Raw genomic sequence first — 17,135 nt, forward strand, 5'->3', positions numbered from 1 at the left:
TTGTTCTCACCGGCCGGGCGATGGCCCAGCCGGACGGGAACGAAGGAAACGGAAGGGGAGATGATGTCCGCCAAGCGAATGTGGCAGGCCGCGACGGCTCTGACCGCCCTCTCCCCGGCCGCGCCGGCACGGACCGCGATGTCCCTGGCCGCGATGGCCCTACCGAGTTCCCCCGCCCGAGGTCTGAGCCGACTTCCGGCCCGGTGGCGCGGCTAGCATCCAGCTAGCGTCGGCGCCGCCCTTCCTGATCGGAATCGGGCGGCTTTTTCGTATGCGGGTGTAGCTCAACGGCAAGAGCACCGGCCTCCAAATCCGGCAGATGCGGGTTCGACTCCTGCTGCCCGTGCGCATTCTTCTTTGACAATTACACAGCGGATGACACATATTCTTCCGGCCTCGACCAGGCCGGGTCATGGGCCCGTAGCGCAGCGGGTAGCGCGCCGGTTCGGCAGACCGGAGGCCGGCGGTTCGATCCCGCCCGGGTCCATCTTGTCCCCGTAGCTCAGCGGACAGAGCACCGGAATACGACTCCGGCGGCCGGGAGTTCAAATCTCTCCGGGGACACGCGGTTCACGTGGCTGTAGCTCAACAGGTAGAGCGCCGTCCTGCCATGGCGGAGGTCCCGGGTTCGAAGCCCGGTAGCCACTCTTCATCGCCCTCGTGGCCCAACGGCAGAGGCACCAGACCGAGGATCTGGACGGTGCGCGTTCGAATCGCGCCGAGGGCACGTTTTTCACACCCGGATGGCCCAATTGGCAGAGGCGCTGCGTTCAGGTCGCAGAGGTTACGGGTTCGAATCCCTTTCCGGGTACGCAGTAAGGGGCTCGTAGCTCATCTGGTAGAGCGTCCGTTTTGCACGCGGAAGGTGGCCGGTTCGAGTCCGGCCGGGTCCACGTAACAACGGTGGAGGGTTGGCCGAGTGGTCTATGGCGGCGGATTGCTAATCCGTAGCAGGGGCGTACACCTCTGTCGGGAGTTCGAATCTCCCACTCTCCGCTCCTGTCGCCGTAGCTCAGTGGTCAGAGCGCCCCGCTCATAACGGGGAGGGCGGTGGTTCGAGACCACCCGGCGATACGTGTCACCACGGGTTGTGGCGCAGCTTGGTCAGCGCGCTCGCTTTGGGAGCGAGATGTCGCGGGTTCGAATCCCGCCAACCCGACGCGGGAAAAGCACAACAAAAGAGTGCCGCTAGCTCAATTGGCAGAGCTCCTGACTCTTAATCAGGCTGTTCGGGGTTCGAGTCCCCGGCGGCGCACTCGCAGGGTGGAGGAGTCCGGTCGTCCTCACCAGTCTCATAAGCTGGAGATCACGGGTTCGAATCCCGTCCCTGCTTCCAATTCGGAGGAGCCGGCCTGGCTTCGGGAACGCCGTTGGAATCGGCGTGGGCTCGGTGACGAGTCCCGTGGGTTCGAATCCCACCTCCTCCGCGCGACAGAGTTCGACAGAGGCCGGCGGAGCCGGAAGCCTCGGCGGAGCCGGAAGCCCCGCCAGGGCCGGAAGCCTTAGCAGGGACGGAGGGCTCGGCAGGGCCGGGAGCCTCGACGGAACCGGGAGTGTCATCCGCTGTGTAGCGTCGCCGGCATGGCGTACACGATCAGGGCCGCGACCTCCGATGATGTCGGAGCGATCGCGGCTGTCTGGCATTCCGGGTGGCATGACGGGCATGCGGGGCATGTGCCGGACGAGTTGACCGCGGTGCGGACCCCCGACGCGTTTCCGGCTCGGGTCGTCGCGCGGCTGGAACGGACCACGGTGGCTGTCAAGGACGGTCAGGTGGCCGGATTCGTCACGGTCACCGCGGACGAGGTGGAGCAGGTGTTCGTCGACGGCGGACATCGGGGCGGCGGGGTGGCCACGCTGCTGCTCGACGAGGCGGAACGGCAGGTCGCGACGGCCGGTCACGTCGAGGCGTTCCTGGTGGTGGCGGTGGGGAACGCGCGGGCCCGGCGCTTCTACGAGCGGCAGGGCTGGGCCGACGCGGGGCCGGTCGACTACCCGGCGGAAACGGCCGGTGACTCCACGATGACGGTCGTGGTGCGCCGGTACGTCAAGCGAGTCCACCGCTAGAAGGCCTGCGCACCGGGGACTCCGCTGGGCCAAAACCGACATGGGTGGGTTGCGTGAACTGCCGGTGAGGGGAAACCTGCGGGTAGGGATGCGCTTGAGGAGGCCTGCCATGGGCAAGGTCGTCGCTGCCCTGTCCATGTCACTGGACGGGTTCGTCGCGGACGAGCATGACGGTGTTGGTGAGCTGTTCGGGTGGTACATGAACGGTGATGTCGAGTTACCGAGCGCCGATCCGCGCCGGGTGTTCCGGGTGACCGGGGCGAGCGAACGGTACCTGCGGTCGGGGTTCGGGAGTTCCGGTGCGCTGATCTGTGGGCGGCGGTTGTTCGACCGTACCGACGGATGGGGTGGAAGGCATCCGGCAGGGTGTCCGGTTTTTGTGGTGAGTCACTCGGTGCCGGGTGGGTGGCCGCGGGACGATTCGGAGACTTCGTTCTTCCCGGATCCGATCGGGGCGCTGGAGGCCGCGCAGAAGGTGGCGGGGGAGCGAACGGTGTCGGTGTCCACTCCCACGCTCACTCAGCAGTATCTGGACGCGGGTCTGCTCGACGAGATCGCGGTGTCGCTGGTGCCGGTGCTGTTGGGGACCGGAACCCGGTTGTTCCGGATGCCGGTGGTGATGCCGATCCGGCTCGGTGATCCGGAGGTGATCGAGGGGCGGGGTGTCACCCACCTGACCTATCGGGTGCTGCGGTAGGCAGTTTCTCCAGGAACCGGGTCAGGTGCGGGTCGAAGAGTTTCGGGTCGGCGGCCAGGATCTCGGCGCGGCTCCACCACCGGATGCCGTGGAATTCGCCGGCGTCCGGTGTCAGTTCGCGGTCGCGGGGGACGTCGACGGTGTACCAGAGGCTGACGTCGGTGTGGCCGGAGTCGACGCCGACGGTCTCGGTGACGGTGAGGAAGACCGGTTCGCTGGTGGGCGCGGTGGTGACGCCGAGTTCCTCCTCGATCTCGCGGGCGGCGGTCCGGTGTGGGTGTTCGTCGACTTCGACGTGGCCGCCGGGTGGCAGCCACAGTCCGGCGTTGACGTGTTCGACGAGCAGCACCGAGCCGTCGGCGGGGTCGATCGGGACTACATACGACACCAGGTGCTGTGCGGGCTGTGCGGGCTTCACCCGCCGGAAGACGTCGTCGGTACGCCGGAGCCAGCCCAGCGTGTGGGCCCGGTGTTCGGCCTCCAGATTGTCGCCGGGGACCAGGCCGGTCACCAGTTCGTGCACTGTCGCCACCGTTGAACGCATGGCAAAAATGATTTCACCCCACTGTGCCGTACGGGTGACAATGCGTGCCGTGATCACACGTGTCGAGGGGGACGGCTGACTGTGTTGAGCGAACCGGTCGAGGAGGGCTCCGCGGCTGACGAGCGCTGCCGGGCCGCGGGGATGCGACGGGTGCTCGCCCTGACGTACACCAAGCTGGCGGTGTCGGATTTTGATCTGAAGCCGGAGGCGGTGCCGGGCTATCGGCTGGTGCACTGGGAGGGCACCGTGGCGGACGATCTGGCGGAGACGTTCGCGCGTGCCCGGCCGGCGATGGACGACATGCCGATGGATGACATCGACTACCGTCCGGAGCCGTGGGACGTGGCGCGGCTGCACCGGGTGGCGGCGGTGGTGGCCGATCGTGGTGACACGCTGTTGACCACGGCGGCGATCGGCGCCGACGGGGAGATGGCCGGGTTCACCGAGGTGGTGCTGTCCGGCGACGAGGGGTTGCACTACGGGACCGGGGTGCTGCCGGCGCATCGGGGGCGTGGCCTGGCGAAGTGGTTGAAGGTCGCCCAGATCGGTCTCGTCAAGGAGCGGTTTCCGCAGGTGAAAGCGCTGGTGGCGGACACCGCGGACAGCAATGTGGTGATGCGGCGGGTCAACGACGCGCTCGGCTACCGGCCCACTCATCGCAGTTTCATCTATCAGGACGACCAGGAGGCGTGACCATAATCCAGCATCATCTGACCGTCGCCGGCTACGACATCCGGCATCTGGCCACCATGGCGGAGAGTCACGGTGGGTTCGTTCGTTCCGTGGAGGCGGACCACTATCAGTGGGGGCCGCGCCGGACCATCGTGGTGCGCGGGGAGTTGGGCGAGTGGGGTGTCCGGGTGCAGCGGGTGCAGAGCCTCGACGACGATCTGACCGGTGGCCGGGACTTCCTGCATCAGGTGGAGCTGCTGTCCGAACCGGATCAGGTGGCCGACATGGTGCGGCTGGACGAGATCGCCGAGTCGCACGGGGCCGGGCTGTTCCGTGATCCGCGGCGGCTGATCATCCAGGGCCTGCGGAGGACCACCGTTGCGGAGGCGGGGGAGCGGCTGGACCGGCTGGTGGCGGACCTGCGGGCGGCCGGTCTGCGGGTCGGCCCGGTGGATCGGTGGTGTGTGCGGCGGGACACCGATCCGGCGTCGGACGTGGGCTGGCTGACCCCGACGGAGCGGTTCGGCCGGGAGTCGGTGATCAACAGGCGGCGCGCGAGTGGCATGCCACCGACGTTCCAGCCGGTGCGCAAACAGAAGGCGACCCAGCGGTACGTCTTCGATCCGGCGCTCAAGCAGCACTCCAACGCGTACCGGCCGGGCGAGCCGGTGTTCCCCGACCCGTCGACCGGCCGGGACTGGCGGGCGGCGCGGGACCGGGCGATGAACGAGTTGCTGACCGCGATCGGGCGGAGCCGGTTCGCGGGGCATCTGGTGGTGCGGGGCAGCGCGGTGATGCGGGCGTGGCTCGGCGATCAGGCGCGGCCGCCGGGTGATCTCGACTTCGTGGTCACTCCGGTGGACATCACCAGCGACAGTGTCCAGGCCCGGGAACTGCTCGACGCGATCATCGAGGCGTCCGGCCGGCCGGCCGCGGATGTCTCCGAGTCGGCGATCTGGACGTACGAGCGAGCCGACGGCCGCCGGTTGGTGATCACCTACCCGGACGACTTCAGCCTGCAGGTCGACGTGGTGTTCGGCGAGGGTCTGCCGATCGATCCGGAGCCGGTGGGGCTGCGCGGGGTGGACGTGCCGGTGCTGGCGGCGACCCCGGAGCTGTCGCTGGTCTGGAAACTGGTGTGGCTGTTCACCGACAGGTACCCGCAGGGCAAGGATCTGTACGACGCGGTGCTGCTCGCCGAGCGGTTCACCGCTGATCTGGATCTGGTGCGGGAGCTGTCCGAGCCGGACATGGGCGCGGAGGCCGCCGGGTTCACCGCGGCGACCGTGCTGACCTGGTCGGATGTGGACTGGGGCAACTTCCTCGGCGACTTCCCGGGGGTGCCGGGGGCAGCCCGGCAATGGTTGCGCCGGCTGTCCCTGGCACTCTCCGTTCCTGTTACGCGGCCTGCTCCGCCGCCTTCTCCGCCGTCGGGCGGTAACCCGCCGGACGGCTCGTGAACGTGCCCCGGCCGTGCGTGCGGCTGCGCAACCGGGTCGCGTAACCGAACAGTTCGGCCAGCGGCACGGTCGCGGTCACCGTGCGTACCGTCGAATCGGTCACCTGGGCCCGGCGGGCCGCGAGGTCGCCGAGGACCGCGCCGATCGCCTCGCCCGGCGCGCTCACGGTGACCTCGGCAACCGGTTCCAGCAGCGTCAGCGTGCAGGCACGCAGCGCCGCGCGGAGCCCGAACCGGCCGGCCGCGCGGAACGCCATCTCCGACGAGTCCTTGACGTGTGTCTGACCGTCGGTGAGGGTGACCCGCAGCCCGACCACCGGATGCTCACCGTCGGTGAGGGCTTCCCGGCAGCCGGCCTCGACCGCGCGGATCAGGTCGGCCGGAACCCGGCCGCCGGTCACCGTGGAGGTGAAGGTGAAACCGGTGCCGTCGGCCGGTGTCACGTCCAGGACGACGTGCGCGAACTGGCCGGCGCCACCGTCCTGTTTGACGTGCCGGTAGACGACTCCGGTGACACCCCCGGTGACCGCCTCGCGGTAGGCGACCCGGGGGCGGCCGGTGATCAGTTCCAGTCCGGTGGTCTGGCGCAGTTTCTCCACGGCCACCTCCAGGTGCAGTTCACCGACGCCGGACAGCAGGATCTGGCCGGTCTCCCGGTCGGTGCGGACGTGCAGCGACGGGTCCTCCTCGGTCAGGGTGGCCAGGGCGGACGGCAGGCGCTGGGCGTCGGAGCGGGTGCGGGCCTCGACCGCCACGGACACCAGCGATTCGGTCGTCCGTGGGGCCTCCAGCTCGACCGGCGCCTCCCTAGTGGAGAGGGTGGCCCCGGTCCGGGCCGCCTTGATCCCGGTGACGGCGACGATTTCCCCCGCCCTCGCCTGATCCACGTCGGTCTGCCGGTCCGCCTGGACGCGGAGAATTCTGGAGATTCGTTCGGTGCGGTTGTCCGTGGCGTTCCACAGGATGTCTCCCTTGGTGATCGTTCCGTCGTAGACGCGCAGGTAGGTGAGCCTCTCGCGCTTCTTGAAGATCAGCGCGAGTGGTGGCTTGGTCTGGTCTCCGGTGGGTTCGGGCAGGTAGTCGACAATGCCGTCGAGCAATTCCTCGACGCCGATGTTCTGGAAGGCCGATCCGCAGAAGACGGGTACTGCCTTGTTTTCCAGGGTGAGGTCGTGGATGGCCTTTTTGAGAGTTGTGTCCGACATTTCAGACAGTTCGTTCAGGGCTTCCTCGTGGAGTTCGGCTACCGCTTCTTCTAGGGCTTTTCGTGCAGATCGGGCATGCGGGGGCGGTTGGTTCACCAGGTCGATCACGCCCTCTTCGGTCGGCAGCTGCACCACCAGCGCTGTCACTTCCAGGCGCTCCCGGATCGAGGCGACCGCCGCGTCGAAGTCGGCCCCGGCCCGGTCCAGCTTGTTGACGAACGCGATGCGGGGCACGCCGTAGCGGTCAGCGGTCCGCCAGACGGTCTCGCTCTGCGGCTCCACCCCGGCGACACCGTCGAAGACCGCGACCGCCCCGTCGAGCACCCGCAGCGAACGTTCCACCTCGTCGGAGAAGTCCACGTGGCCGGGTGTGTCGATCAGGTTGAGCCGATGGCCGGCCCAGTCGCAGCTCACCGCCGCGGCGAAGATGGTGATGCCCCGATCCCGCTCCTGCGGATCGAAATCGGTCACGGTGTTGCCGTCGTCGACCCGCCCGGATCGGTGGGTCGTGCCGGTGGTGAACAGGATGCGCTCGGTCAGGGTGGTCTTGCCGGCGTCGACGTGCGCGAGGATGCCGATGTTACGAATGGTCATGACAGGGATCTTTCGAGCGTGAACTGGTGGTGGACCGCGCCTGTTACAGGCAGAGACCAGCCCCGGTGGCGCAGCCGGAGCCGGCCACACCGCTCACCAGGATCAGCTCGAAACGCGACGCGGGGATGACGACGGCGGTGCGGTACTGCATGGCCGGGTCTCCTTCCGGTCGCGGTTGATGGCATCGACGTTACGGAGATCCCGGCGCGCCGTCGAGCGATTAAAGTGGTCGATGGTGACGCTCGCTCTGGTGCTGCTGATCATGGTGGCGGTTCGTGCCGCGAACCGCCTCGGGCCCGCGCGGGCGCAACCCGTGATCGGGCCCCTCGCGGCGTTCCTGCTGGTCGCGGTCTCCGGCCTCACTCCCGCGGCGGCGGGCCTCACCCTTTCCGGTTTCTGGTACGCCGGGGTAGCGGCCCTGCTGGTCGCCGCCGGGTACGGGGTCGCGCTGGTGATCCCCGCCGCGCGCCGGGCCCTGGCCGTCCCGTCCTTCGACCACCCGCTGCGCCGGGCGCTGATCGGGGTGCCGCTGTCCACGGTGATCTTCGAGGAGGTGGCGTTCCGGGGCGTGCTGTGGGGCCTGCTGTATGTCGGCCACGGGCCGGTGTGGGCGTACGTGATCACTGCTCTGCTCTTCGGGCTCTGGCATCTTCCGGACACCCGGGAAGTGGCCTTCACCACCCTCGCGGGTGTCGTTCTCAGCTCTCTCCGGCACGCGGGCGGCGGACTTCTGGCCCCCTTCGTGCTCCATTGGACCGCCAATGGCCTGGGGATACTCGCTTCGGTATGGGTGCGGCGTTCGATGCAACCCGATTCCGGTGGCAACGCTTAATCCTGAGAAAGGTGTCCGACCCCGTCGCTAGGCTCCCAACAGCCGCCTCACCTGTGGAGATGTTGTGAGCAGTCAGACCTCGGCGCCGGCGAAACTGGACGGCGCCGTCCTCAAGATCGCTGGGGTCGTCGTCCTCGGCGCCATCATGTCGATCCTCGACGTGACCGTGGTGAGTGTCGCCCTGCCGACGTTCGCCGACACGTTCCAGGCCAGCCTCGCCGAGGTCGCGTGGACGATGACCGGCTACACGCTGGCCCTCGCCACCGTCATCCCGCTGACCGGCTGGGCCGCCGACCGGTTCGGCACCAAACGGCTCTACATGGCCGCACTGCTGCTTTTCGCCGCCGGTTCGGCGCTGTGTGCCACCGCCGACAGCATCAGCCAGCTGGTGGCCTACCGGGTGTTGCAGGGCCTCGGCGGCGGCATGCTGATGCCGCTCGGCATGACGATCATGACCAAGGCGGCCGGGCCGGACCGGATCGGCCGGCTGATGGCCGTCCTCGGCATCCCGATGTTGCTCGGCCCGATCAGCGGCCCGATCCTCGGCGGCTGGCTGATCGACTCGTACTCGTGGCACTGGATCTTCCTGATCAACATCCCGATCGGCATCGCCGCGCTGATCTACGCGCAGATCGTGCTGCCGAAGGACAACCCCGAGCCGTCCGAGTCGTTCGACTTCATCGGCATGCTGATGCTGTCGCCCGGTCTCGCCCTCTTCCTCTACGGCGTCTCCACCCTGCCCGAGGAGCAGAGCGTCACCGCCCCCAAGGTGGGGATCCCGATGCTGGTCGGCGCGCTCCTGGTGATCGGGTTCGTCCTCTACTCGTTCAAACCGAAACATCCGCTGCTCGACCTGCGCCTGCTGCGCAACCGGAACCTGACCGTCGCGTCGGTCACGCTGTCGGTGTTCACCGTCGCGTTCATGGGCGCCGGGCTGCTCTTCCCCAGCTACTTCCTGCAGATCCACGGCGAGACCACACTGCACGCCGGTCTGCTGATGGCCCCGCAGGGCATCGGCGCCATGCTGACCATGCCGATCGCGGGCATGCTCGCCGACAAGGTGCCGATCGGGCGGACCGTGCCGTTCGCGTTGCTGCTGATCACCGCCGGGTTCTTCGCGTTCACCCAGGTCGGGCCGGACACGTCGTACGTGCTGCTGTGCGGTTCGCTCTTCGTGATGGGCCTCGGCATGGGCGGCACGATGATGCCGATCATGACGTCGGCGCTGCGGACCCTCACCAGTCACGAGGTCGCGCGCGGCTCCACCCTGCTGAACATCCTGCAGCAGATCGCCGGGTCGGTCGGTGGCGCGGTGATGTCGGTGATCCTGACCGCCGAGCTGAACGACTCCACACCGGTCCCGGGGCTGACCGGCCCGACCGGAGCACCGGTCACCGAGGCGGGCCTGGCCATCGGCGCCCAGATGGACCCGGCCGTGGCGGCGAGTGTGCCCGACCCGAGCATCCTGGAGCGGGGGCTGGCGTTCGCGGCGGATTCGTTCGCGACCACGTTCATGGTCGGTTTCGTGCTGACCGCGCTGACGTTGATTCCCGCCCTGTTCCTGCCCCGCAAGCGCGAGGAGTCCCACCTGCTCGACGACGACAAGACCGCCGCGCCGGTCATCCTGCACTGACTTATCCGTTTTGTTCGGCTTCCTGGCTTACCTGGTGCCGCCCGGTTGTCCCTTTTGTCGCGGCTGGTGACTCGGCGGTCGGCGGGCTTTCGGGCGGCCTGCGGGTTTCCGGCGTCCCCGGTGCGTTCGGGTGGCCCGGTGTTGTCGCGGGGCGGCGGCTGCGGTGGGGTCGGGTCAGAATGAGCCGGTGACTCGGATGGAGCTGGTCGGTTCCGGGCGGGAGGCCGACGTCTTCGCCCTGGATTCGGGGCGGGTGCTGCGGCGGTACCGGAACGGGGCCGGTGCGGGGGCCGAGGCGGAGATGATGGCGTACCTCGGCGGGCTCGGGTTTCCGGTTCCGCGGGTGTTCGAGGTCAGTGGCGCCGACATGATTCTGGAACGCCTCGACGGGCCGACCATGCTCGGGGCGCTCGGGGACGGGCGGCTCACCATGGCCGAGGGCGCCGGGATCCTGGCCGATCTGCAGCGCCGCCTGCACGGACTGCCGGCCCGGCTCGCCCGGCAGGACGGCGACCGGATCCTGCACCGGGACCTGCATCCGGACAACGTCATGCTCACCACCCGGGGCCCGGTCGTCATCGACTGGCACAACGCCGCCGAGGGCCCACCCGCCGTCGACGTCTGCCTGACCGCCGTCATCCTGGCGCAGGTCGCCGCCGCCCCCGACCATCCCCACGCGGCCGGCGCCGCCGCGTTCCTCACGTCGTTCCTGGCACTGACCGGCACCGCGATGCCGGAGGCACTCGCCGAGGCGATCGAGATCCGCCGAGCCGACCCGGCCCTGACTCCGGCCGAATCCGAAACCCTCGCCGCAACCGTCACCCCACTGATCCGGGCCGCCCTACCCGCCCCTCTTCCACCATCGTCGCCACCGCCGTCGGCCGGCTGATCCGGGCCGTTTTCCGCGGCCGCCCTTTCGGCCGCCGCCCTGCTGATCCGGGCGGCCTTTCCCGGGTCGCCTGCGCGGGGTGCTTCTCCCGGGCCGCCGCCTTCTTCGCCGCCTCGGCCCTCTTCGCCGCGGCTGTCGGCTTGTCGGGTCGGAGTGCCCGTCCCGATTGCCGTCTGCTGCCTTCGCTGCGGGCGGCGGCAGCGGTTTCCGTTGGTGCTGTGTTGTTGTGGTGTCGCCAGGCCGCCCCCCGTTTCCCGCGGGCCGGGGTGGCCGCGGGTGAGCTGCCTGACGACAGGATCCGGGCGGCTTCTCAGCCGATGTGGACGGTTCGGGTCCAGGACGGTGTCAGGATCGGGACGTAGTTGTCCTCGTCGTCCTCGGCCGGGGGCCGGCTGAACAGGCCTACCACTGTTCGGCACGGGGGACGGTGGTCCGGCCATGGGGTCTGGCCGTCGGTCAGGGCCACCACCACGTCGGGGCGGGTGGTCAGGGCGGTGGCGAAACCGGCCCGAAGATCGGTTCCGCCGCCGCCCAGCAGCGTGATGTTCTCGGCCTGGCAGATCGGGCCGGAGACGTGGGTGGCCGCGTCGCAGGAGATCACCCGGAGCAGGTCGCTGCGGCCGCCTACCGCCCGGGCTATCGCGGCCACCTCCAGCAGGGCACTGCCCAACTCGGAGTCGCTCACCGAACCCGACGTGTCGATCACCACGGCCACCCGGGGCGGGCGGCGGCGCAGGCTCGGCAGGATCACGCCGGGCAGGCTCGACGCTCGGCGGGACGGGCGGTTCCAGAAGTAGTCCTCGCCGGCGCCGGAGGCCGAGACCGCGGACCGGATCGCGCTGCCCAGCAACTGCCGCCACGGCTGTGGTGGGTGGATCACCCGCTCGGCCCAGCGTTTCCAGCCGGCCGGGCTGTCACCCCGGCCGATGATGCCGCGCGCCACCCGATGCCGGACCAGCGCCTGGGCCTCGGCGTCCATGGCGTGTGCGCCGTCCGGGCCGAGTTCCCACGGGCGGTCCGCGCCGTCCGCGCCGCCGCCGCAGTCCAGCCAGACCAGACGGTCCAGGTACGGGCCCATCGCGATCATCGGCAGGTACTCCTCCATCAGTTTGCCGTCCGGCAGGCCGAGGAGGCTCGGGACGATCGCCCCGGACGGGCGGGGCAGTCCGTCGCCGTACACGTCGTCGTTGATCTCGAAGTCTCCGGCGATGTTCATCCGCAGGCGGTCACCGGGGCCGGTCAGGTCCTTCCCGGCGGCCAGCCGGTCACCCCGGCCGTGGTGGTCGCGCAGCAGGTGGGAGACCTCGTGCACCCAGATCCCGGCGAGTTCCTCCAGCGGTGTCGCGGTCACGAAACCGGGGGAGACGTAGCACCGCCAGTACCTGTCGACCGCCATCGTCGGCACCCGCCAGGACAGGATCGGCTTCAGTGCGAACAGGGCGGTCGCCAGATAGGGGCGGGCTTCGGCGGCGAACAAGCGGGCCGCATAGAGCTTCTCGGACTCCTCGGCGGTGAACGAGGCCCGCCGCGACCCTTCCGGCGTTGATGGTGGGGCCTTCCGCTCGGACGCGGCCTTGCCCTGCGGAGCGGCGCCTCTGCCTTGCGGAGCGGCGACCCTGCCTTTCGGCGCGGGGCCTCTGCCCTGCGGCGCGGCGATCCTGCCTTTCGGCGTGAGGCCTCTGCCCTGCGGCGCGGCGATCCTGCCTTTGGGCGTGAGGCCTCTGCCCTGCGGCGTGGTGGCCTCGCCCTCCGGCTCGGGTCTGCCCTCCGGCTCGGATGGCCGGTCCGGGGCGGATCTCGCATGAGGCGGGTGGGGCGAGGGCGATGCTGATGGCGTACGCAGCAAAGGTTTGGTTTTCATCGGTTTGCACCCACGCGGCGGCGGAGGATGGCGGCCGGGGCCAGGCGTTCGATGGTGTCCGGAACTGCCCAGTCGTCGCGGCGCAGTGCGGCCAACGTGGACGCCGGCACCACCACCAGGTCCGGTGCGCCGGTCTCCAGGGCCCGGACCAGCACCGCCCACGCCGCGTCCCAGCGGGACCGTTCCGGCCGTTTGCGGACCGCCTCGACCACCCCGTCGAGGGTGGCCTGGCGCAGGTCGCCGCGTTCCGGCAGGACAGCCGACGACGGGTCGGCCAGCAGCGACTCCGGGTCGGGCAGGTCGAGACGGTCGAGGAAAGCCAGCAGTTCCAGGCCCGGGCCGTCGCCTACGGTGCCGCGGACCAGCATCGACAGCACCTCGCGGGACACACCGGCCGCGGTGGCGAACGCGATCAGCCGCAACGCCATGTCCCAGCTGCGCGGCGACGGCCACGGACCGCCGCGACGGGACTCGCTGTCCGGCAGGCGGTGCACCAGCGTCGGCCGGGCGTCGAGGAAACCGCACACCGCCCGCCGGGCCAGCGCCACCGCCTCGGGCAGCCGCTCGTCGTCGAGGCGGGGCAGCAGGGCGCGCGGCCAGGTTCCGCCCAGCCCGCGGACCACCACCTCGTGCTGGAACGTCCACTGGATGTGCACGAACCGGTTCGCCAGCGGCGCACTCAACTCCCAGCCGTCGGCCGCGGACGAACGCGGGTTCGCGGCGGCCACGATGCGCACACCGGGCGGCAGGGTCAGGGCGCCGACCCGCCGTTCCAGCACCACCCGGAGCAGGGCGGCCTGCACCGCGGGCGGGGCGGTCGACAACTCGTCCAGGAACAGCAGGCCGTGCCCGGCGCGGACCAGCCGAACCGCCCAGTCCGGCGGCGCCATCGGCACCCCCTGCACCGCCGGATCGTCGCCGATCACCGGCAGGCCGGAGAAGTCGGACGGCTCGTGCACGCTGGCGATCACCGTGGTCAGCGGTAGTCCGAGCCCGTCGGCGAGCTGGTTCAGGGTAGCGGTCTTGCCGATGCCGGGCTCACCCCAGAGCAGCACCGGCAGGTCGGCGGCGACAGCCAGGGTGAGCGCTTCGAGCTGGCTGTCGGGTCGCGGTTCGGTGCCGGTCGTGGCGAGAAGGGCCAGCAGTTCGGCGGCGACCGGCAGGGTGTTGAAACTGGTCAAAGAGATCACCTTGGGATTTTTCAGACCGCTTTTCGGGTACGCCCGGAGTAGGGCGCCGTCGTCGTGCGGCAAGTGGGTGGGGTTCAGTGGCGCGCTTCCGGCCTTGTCCGGGCAGGCTTCTTGTTGTTGGCGCGCTCGGTCTTCGGTGGCGTGCTCGGGTCTTTATGGCGGCCGGTGGCTCGCTCGGGTCGTTTCAGTGGCGGCCGGTGGCTCGCTCGGGTCGTTTCAGTGGCGGCTGGTGGCACGCTTCGGTAGTCGGCGGTGCCGGCCGCGGCGGCCGAGTTTGTGCTGGTGGACGCCGAGTGGGGCGCCGAGCCGGGGTGGTGTCTGCCCGGCCAGTCGCCCGGCCCGGTAGGTTCCGTGCTCCGCCGACCCGTCATCGGCGTCGTCGAAGGCTTCCCGGAGCGTGCCCTCGATCTCGGCGTCCGGCCCGAGCCACTCGGCGACCAGGGCGGCGGCACCGTCCCGGTCACCGTGGTCCAGCCGGGTGCGTACCTCGTCCAGCCAGTGTGGACTGCGACTGTCCTCGGCGATGACCCGCAGACACGGCAGCGGCGGCCCGCCGAACGTGACGAGAAGTTCCTCCCGCCGCAGCTCGTCGGGATGGTGATCGAGCGGAACGAGCCGCCCGTCGACGATCCCCAGCCGATGTGTCACACCCCGGCACTCGACGAGCCGCACCCCGGTGGCCACCGCAACCGGCGGCACGGCGCCGGCGGTGAACCCGGGCACAAGAGCGGCAGCCACGAGCGGATGCAGCTGCTCCGGGCTGATCATCCCGGCGTGCAGCAGCTCCAGATCGGGCGGTAGCCAGGTGGCGGCGTAGGGCAGGACCGGCCCACCCGTACCGCAGCGGTGGTGCTCGAACCGCGAACCGTGACCGTCGTCGCTGACCGTCAGCCGACGCCCACCACCCAGCCGGACCGCGACCGGCCCGCGAAGCCCGTCGGCCGCGCGCAGGATCCCCGCCTCGGCCACCCACCGGTGAACCGCGTAACCACGCCCCGCCGGAATCTCCACCCCGGCGTCGTGGGGCCCTGCTTCCACGGCATGTCGGTGGGCCGCATGGTCGCGGCCTGCCGTTTTTTCCGGGTGGTCGCGGTCTGCCGTTTCCGCCGCTCCTGCCGCGGGGTTGCGGTCTGCGGTTCCTTCGGCATGGGCGTGGCCTGTCGAATCTTCCGCGGGTTGACGGCCTGCCGTTTCTTCCGGGTGGTCGCGGTTCGCCGGGCCGTCGGCGGGATCGCGGTTTGCCGAGCCGTCGGCGAAGGCGTCCTCGCCCGGTCCCGCGGGCCGGTTCCCGGGCCCGGCCGGGTCGCTCGGGGTGGCGCCGGAACGTTCCCGCAGGTCCGGGGCGTGGGTGGCGGACCACAGGTGTGGGTGCAGGTCGAGGCGGAAACGGTGGTCGGGGCGTGGCCACGGGTGCGGGCCGGGGTCGCCGGCGCCGGGATCCCAGAGAGCCAGGCTGATCCGCTGACCGAAGTCCGCCCAGGTCGGGGCGGTCCGGGCGACCAGGTGGAGATCGCCGCCGGGAAGCCGGTACCGGATCAGGGACATGGTCAGGCCGGGACGGAGCAGGCCGTCGGCGATGGTTCGGGGCAGATGCCAGCGCAACAGATCGGGTGCGAGATCCCGAAGATCGGCTTGAAGGCGTGCCGCGAACTCCCGGCCCCGGTCGACGGCCACGGTACGCAGATCAAAATCCACGTCGACATGCGCGGCAGCGCACGCCCCGGCCCAGTCACCGGCGATCCGGCGGGTGGTGGCAGCAAGAATCATCGAGGTCGGCACGGCAAACTGCCGCACGTGCCGCCAGCTGTGGAGACGGGCCAGCCCGTCCGCTTCGGATGAGCGCATCAGCACTCAACTTGCGCGGACGAGACCCCCGTTCCGTTCACGAAGGTATCCATTGCCGGGGAGCGTACATCCTCCCGCCCCCACCGACCACCCCCGGTCCGAGCGACCCCCACGCCAGCCAACGCTCCCCTCCGAGCCCGGCCTCGCAGCGCGAAGTCGCATCTCACCTGACGGTGCGAAGGGTGTGCTTGGCCTTGCGGTGCGAAGGCGCGGAGGGGACGGGCTGGGAAGAGGAGGACGGGTGAGTGCGACGCGAAGGCGAGGAGGACGGGTGAGTGCGACGCGAAGGCGAGGGGGCGGAGAAAGGCCGCGGAAGGGGCGAAAGCGAGGGAGGGGCGTGGAAGGGGCGAATGCGAGGAGGCGTTGAGGGGACGGAGCTAGGAAGAAGCGGACGGGGTGAGTGCGAGGCGAACGGCAAAGGCGTGAAGGAAGGCAGGGACGGGTGGGCGCGAAGGAGGGGAAGTGGATGGCGGGGCGCGGAAGAAGGGTGCGGAGGGCGAGGGCGTGGAGGGCGGGGCCGGGAAGGAGTGGGTGGGGGCTGGGGGAGATCACTCGGGTGGGGTATTGCGTAATCACTTTCGGACTTGGGGGGTTGGGTTGATCTTGGTCTATCTGGATAACGGAATGGTTGCGAAGGGGAATCGTTGTCACTATCAGGTGATCGGAATGGCGAAAATTGATCACTCCGCTGTACGTTAAGTCCAGAAAAAGCGGGACATCTACCGGATTTCCATCCGGTAAATGATCGATGTCCTGGTCATTTCGTCCCCCCGATTCGTTGATCCGGCATACCTGACTCGTTCGATCGGCTATGGCTAGGTGCGCAGAGTGTTCCGGCCAGTTACGTTAAGTATGTGGACGGTGAAGATCTCTATTGGCACGAACTGGATTCCACCTGGGCGGACCACCAATTTCCCGGATCATTGAAAGATCTCCGGACCCCTGGACATTCGAATGGACGCGGGGCGATAAAAAGGTATGTGACCTGTCGGCGACCCGGCCCGCGCCGGCGTCCATCAACGAGGGTGGTGTGATGATCCGGGTCGTCGTGGTGAGAGACGAGGGGTACTTCGGTGTCCCGGTGCGAGCGTTCCTCGAGGCCGAACCGGACATGCACTACGTCGACACCCTGCCGATCGGCAACGACCTGGCGCAGCGTGCGGCACAGTTGTGGCCCGCAGTGGTGGTCATCGACACCCAGTACATGGTGAGTCAGGTGCTGCCGATCGCCGACGCGCTGCACTCGGCGATCCCGTCGTGTTCGATGCTGCTGCTGTGTGATCCGTCGAAGCGGGGCATGCTCCCACCCCGGCGGTGGAACGGCGGGTTGAACTTCCTGGTCAAGGACACTTCGGCGCCGTCGCTGGCGGATGCGGTGCGCCGGCTGGCCCGGGGCGAGCGGGTGGTGTCGCCGATGCTGCAGGCGGCGTCGCTGAACACCGATCGGGGGTTGAGCACCCGCGAGCTGGAGGTGCTGGGCCTGGCCGCGGAGGGCGAGTCGGTGAAGGAGATCGCCGGCCGGCTCTATCTGTCGGGGGGAACGGTGCGGAACTATCTGTCCGCGATCATCTCGAAGACGGGTGCCCGGAATCGTCTGGACGCCATTCGTATCGCCCGAAAGCAGGGTTGGCTGCGTTGAGCCGTCGG

Annotated in this window: 13 protein-coding genes, 13 tRNA genes and 1 pseudogene; 22 read left to right on the forward strand and 5 right to left on the reverse strand. The window is 69.5% G+C overall.

Annotated features, from left to right (window positions below):
• Positions 1–63: 63 nt before the first annotated feature.
• From Aco03nite_RS27990 to Aco03nite_RS28065, 16 genes are all read left to right on the forward strand, one after another.
• Positions 64–216: a hypothetical protein gene (locus Aco03nite_RS27990; protein ID WP_203799747.1), complete on the forward strand. Its 153-nt coding sequence runs from the start codon at positions 64–66 to the stop codon at positions 214–216.
• A gap of 57 nt (positions 217–273) precedes the next feature.
• A tRNA-Trp gene (locus Aco03nite_RS27995) sits at positions 274–346 on the forward strand.
• Positions 347–414: 68 nt separating this feature from the next.
• Positions 415–487: transfer RNA gene (locus tag Aco03nite_RS28000), tRNA-Ala, on the forward strand.
• 4 nt (positions 488–491) lie between these two features.
• Positions 492–564, forward strand: a tRNA-Arg gene (locus Aco03nite_RS28005).
• A 10-nt stretch (positions 565–574) separates the two neighbouring features.
• Positions 575–647, forward strand: a tRNA-Gly gene (locus Aco03nite_RS28010).
• 7 nt (positions 648–654) lie between these two features.
• A tRNA-Leu gene (locus tag Aco03nite_RS28015) sits at positions 655–727 on the forward strand.
• A 10-nt stretch (positions 728–737) separates the two neighbouring features.
• Positions 738–811, forward strand: a tRNA-Leu gene (locus Aco03nite_RS28020).
• Positions 812–820: 9 nt separating this feature from the next.
• Positions 821–893, forward strand: a tRNA-Ala gene (locus Aco03nite_RS28025).
• A gap of 12 nt (positions 894–905) precedes the next feature.
• A tRNA-Ser gene (locus Aco03nite_RS28030) sits at positions 906–996 on the forward strand.
• Positions 997–1,001: 5 nt separating this feature from the next.
• Positions 1,002–1,074, forward strand: a tRNA-Met gene (locus Aco03nite_RS28035).
• Between the two features lie 10 nt (positions 1,075–1,084).
• Positions 1,085–1,159, forward strand: a tRNA-Pro gene (locus Aco03nite_RS28040).
• 23 nt (positions 1,160–1,182) lie between these two features.
• Positions 1,183–1,255: transfer RNA gene (locus Aco03nite_RS28045), tRNA-Lys, on the forward strand.
• A gap of 2 nt (positions 1,256–1,257) precedes the next feature.
• Positions 1,258–1,336, forward strand: a tRNA-Met gene (locus Aco03nite_RS28050).
• A 4-nt stretch (positions 1,337–1,340) separates the two neighbouring features.
• Positions 1,341–1,427, forward strand: a tRNA-OTHER gene (locus Aco03nite_RS28055).
• Positions 1,428–1,581: 154 nt separating this feature from the next.
• Positions 1,582–2,067 (forward strand): GNAT family N-acetyltransferase, encoded by a 486-nt coding sequence (locus Aco03nite_RS28060; protein ID WP_203799751.1) that lies wholly within the window; start codon positions 1,582–1,584, stop codon positions 2,065–2,067.
• Between the two features lie 109 nt (positions 2,068–2,176).
• A complete protein-coding gene (locus Aco03nite_RS28065) occupies positions 2,177–2,764 on the forward strand; it encodes a dihydrofolate reductase family protein (RefSeq protein ID WP_203799753.1) in 588 nt (195 codons plus the stop codon).
• Here the strand turns inward: Aco03nite_RS28065 and Aco03nite_RS28070 are convergent.
• Positions 2,733–3,308 carry an NUDIX hydrolase gene (locus Aco03nite_RS28070; protein ID WP_203799755.1) on the reverse strand — a complete coding sequence of 192 codons (576 nt, stop codon included), beginning with the start codon at positions 3,306–3,308 and terminating at the stop codon, positions 2,733–2,735. The genes Aco03nite_RS28065 and Aco03nite_RS28070 overlap by 32 nt on opposite strands.
• Positions 3,309–3,389: 81 nt before the next feature.
• Here Aco03nite_RS28070 and Aco03nite_RS28075 point away from each other — a divergent pair, with 81 nt between their 5' ends.
• Together Aco03nite_RS28075 and Aco03nite_RS54195 are read left to right on the forward strand one after the other, a co-directional pair.
• Positions 3,390–4,001, forward strand: coding sequence for a GNAT family N-acetyltransferase (locus tag Aco03nite_RS28075; protein WP_203799757.1), 612 nt, complete (start codon positions 3,390–3,392; stop codon positions 3,999–4,001).
• The gene (locus Aco03nite_RS54195; RefSeq protein ID WP_275415913.1) at positions 3,998–5,440 is read left to right on the forward strand and encodes a nucleotidyl transferase AbiEii/AbiGii toxin family protein; all 1,443 of its coding nucleotides are present in this window, start codon (positions 3,998–4,000) and stop codon (positions 5,438–5,440) included. Before Aco03nite_RS28075 ends, Aco03nite_RS54195 begins: the two co-directional genes overlap by 4 nt.
• On the opposite strand, the gene Aco03nite_RS28085 is transcribed toward Aco03nite_RS54195, so the two are convergent.
• On the reverse strand, positions 5,379–7,238 hold the full coding sequence (locus tag Aco03nite_RS28085; RefSeq protein WP_203799759.1) for an elongation factor G: 1,860 nt from the start codon (positions 7,236–7,238) through the stop codon (positions 5,379–5,381). The two genes, Aco03nite_RS54195 and Aco03nite_RS28085, sit on opposite strands and share 62 nt — an antisense overlap.
• Before the next feature lie 232 nt (positions 7,239–7,470).
• Here Aco03nite_RS28085 and Aco03nite_RS28090 point away from each other — a divergent pair, with 232 nt between their 5' ends.
• The 3 genes from Aco03nite_RS28090 (at position 7,471) to Aco03nite_RS28100 (ending at position 10,592) form a co-directional block, all read left to right on the forward strand.
• Positions 7,471–8,070, forward strand: a complete 600-nt coding sequence (locus Aco03nite_RS28090; RefSeq protein ID WP_203799762.1) for a CPBP family intramembrane glutamic endopeptidase — start codon at positions 7,471–7,473, stop codon at positions 8,068–8,070.
• Positions 8,071–8,134: 64 nt separating this feature from the next.
• Positions 8,135–9,703, forward strand: coding sequence for a DHA2 family efflux MFS transporter permease subunit (locus Aco03nite_RS28095; RefSeq protein WP_203799765.1), 1,569 nt, complete (start codon positions 8,135–8,137; stop codon positions 9,701–9,703).
• Positions 9,704–9,899: 196 nt separating this feature from the next.
• Complete coding sequence (locus tag Aco03nite_RS28100) at positions 9,900–10,592, forward strand: phosphotransferase (protein ID WP_203799819.1); 693 nt, start codon at positions 9,900–9,902, stop codon at positions 10,590–10,592.
• 310 nt (positions 10,593–10,902) lie between these two features.
• Here the strand turns inward: Aco03nite_RS28100 and Aco03nite_RS28105 are convergent.
• The 3 genes and pseudogenes from Aco03nite_RS28105 to Aco03nite_RS28115 all read right to left on the reverse strand — a co-directional run.
• Positions 10,903–12,096 (reverse strand): annotated as a pseudogene (locus Aco03nite_RS28105) (vWA domain-containing protein); the annotation flags it as partial.
• Between the two features lie 353 nt (positions 12,097–12,449).
• Entirely contained in the window at positions 12,450–13,634 is a 1,185-nt protein-coding gene (locus Aco03nite_RS28110) for an AAA family ATPase (protein ID WP_239145489.1), read from the reverse strand.
• Between the two features lie 225 nt (positions 13,635–13,859).
• A complete protein-coding gene (locus tag Aco03nite_RS28115; protein WP_203799769.1) occupies positions 13,860–15,488 on the reverse strand; it encodes a hypothetical protein in 1,629 nt (542 codons plus the stop codon).
• A gap of 1,033 nt (positions 15,489–16,521) precedes the next feature.
• Between Aco03nite_RS28115 and Aco03nite_RS28120 the strand changes: the two genes are divergently transcribed.
• Positions 16,522–17,127 carry a response regulator transcription factor gene (locus Aco03nite_RS28120; protein WP_203799772.1) on the forward strand — a complete coding sequence of 202 codons (606 nt, stop codon included), beginning with the start codon at positions 16,522–16,524 and terminating at the stop codon, positions 17,125–17,127.
• Positions 17,128–17,135 lie beyond the last annotated feature (8 nt).

Source organism: Actinoplanes couchii (assembly GCF_016862075.1).
Classification (GTDB): domain Bacteria; phylum Actinomycetota; class Actinomycetes; order Mycobacteriales; family Micromonosporaceae; genus Actinoplanes; species Actinoplanes couchii.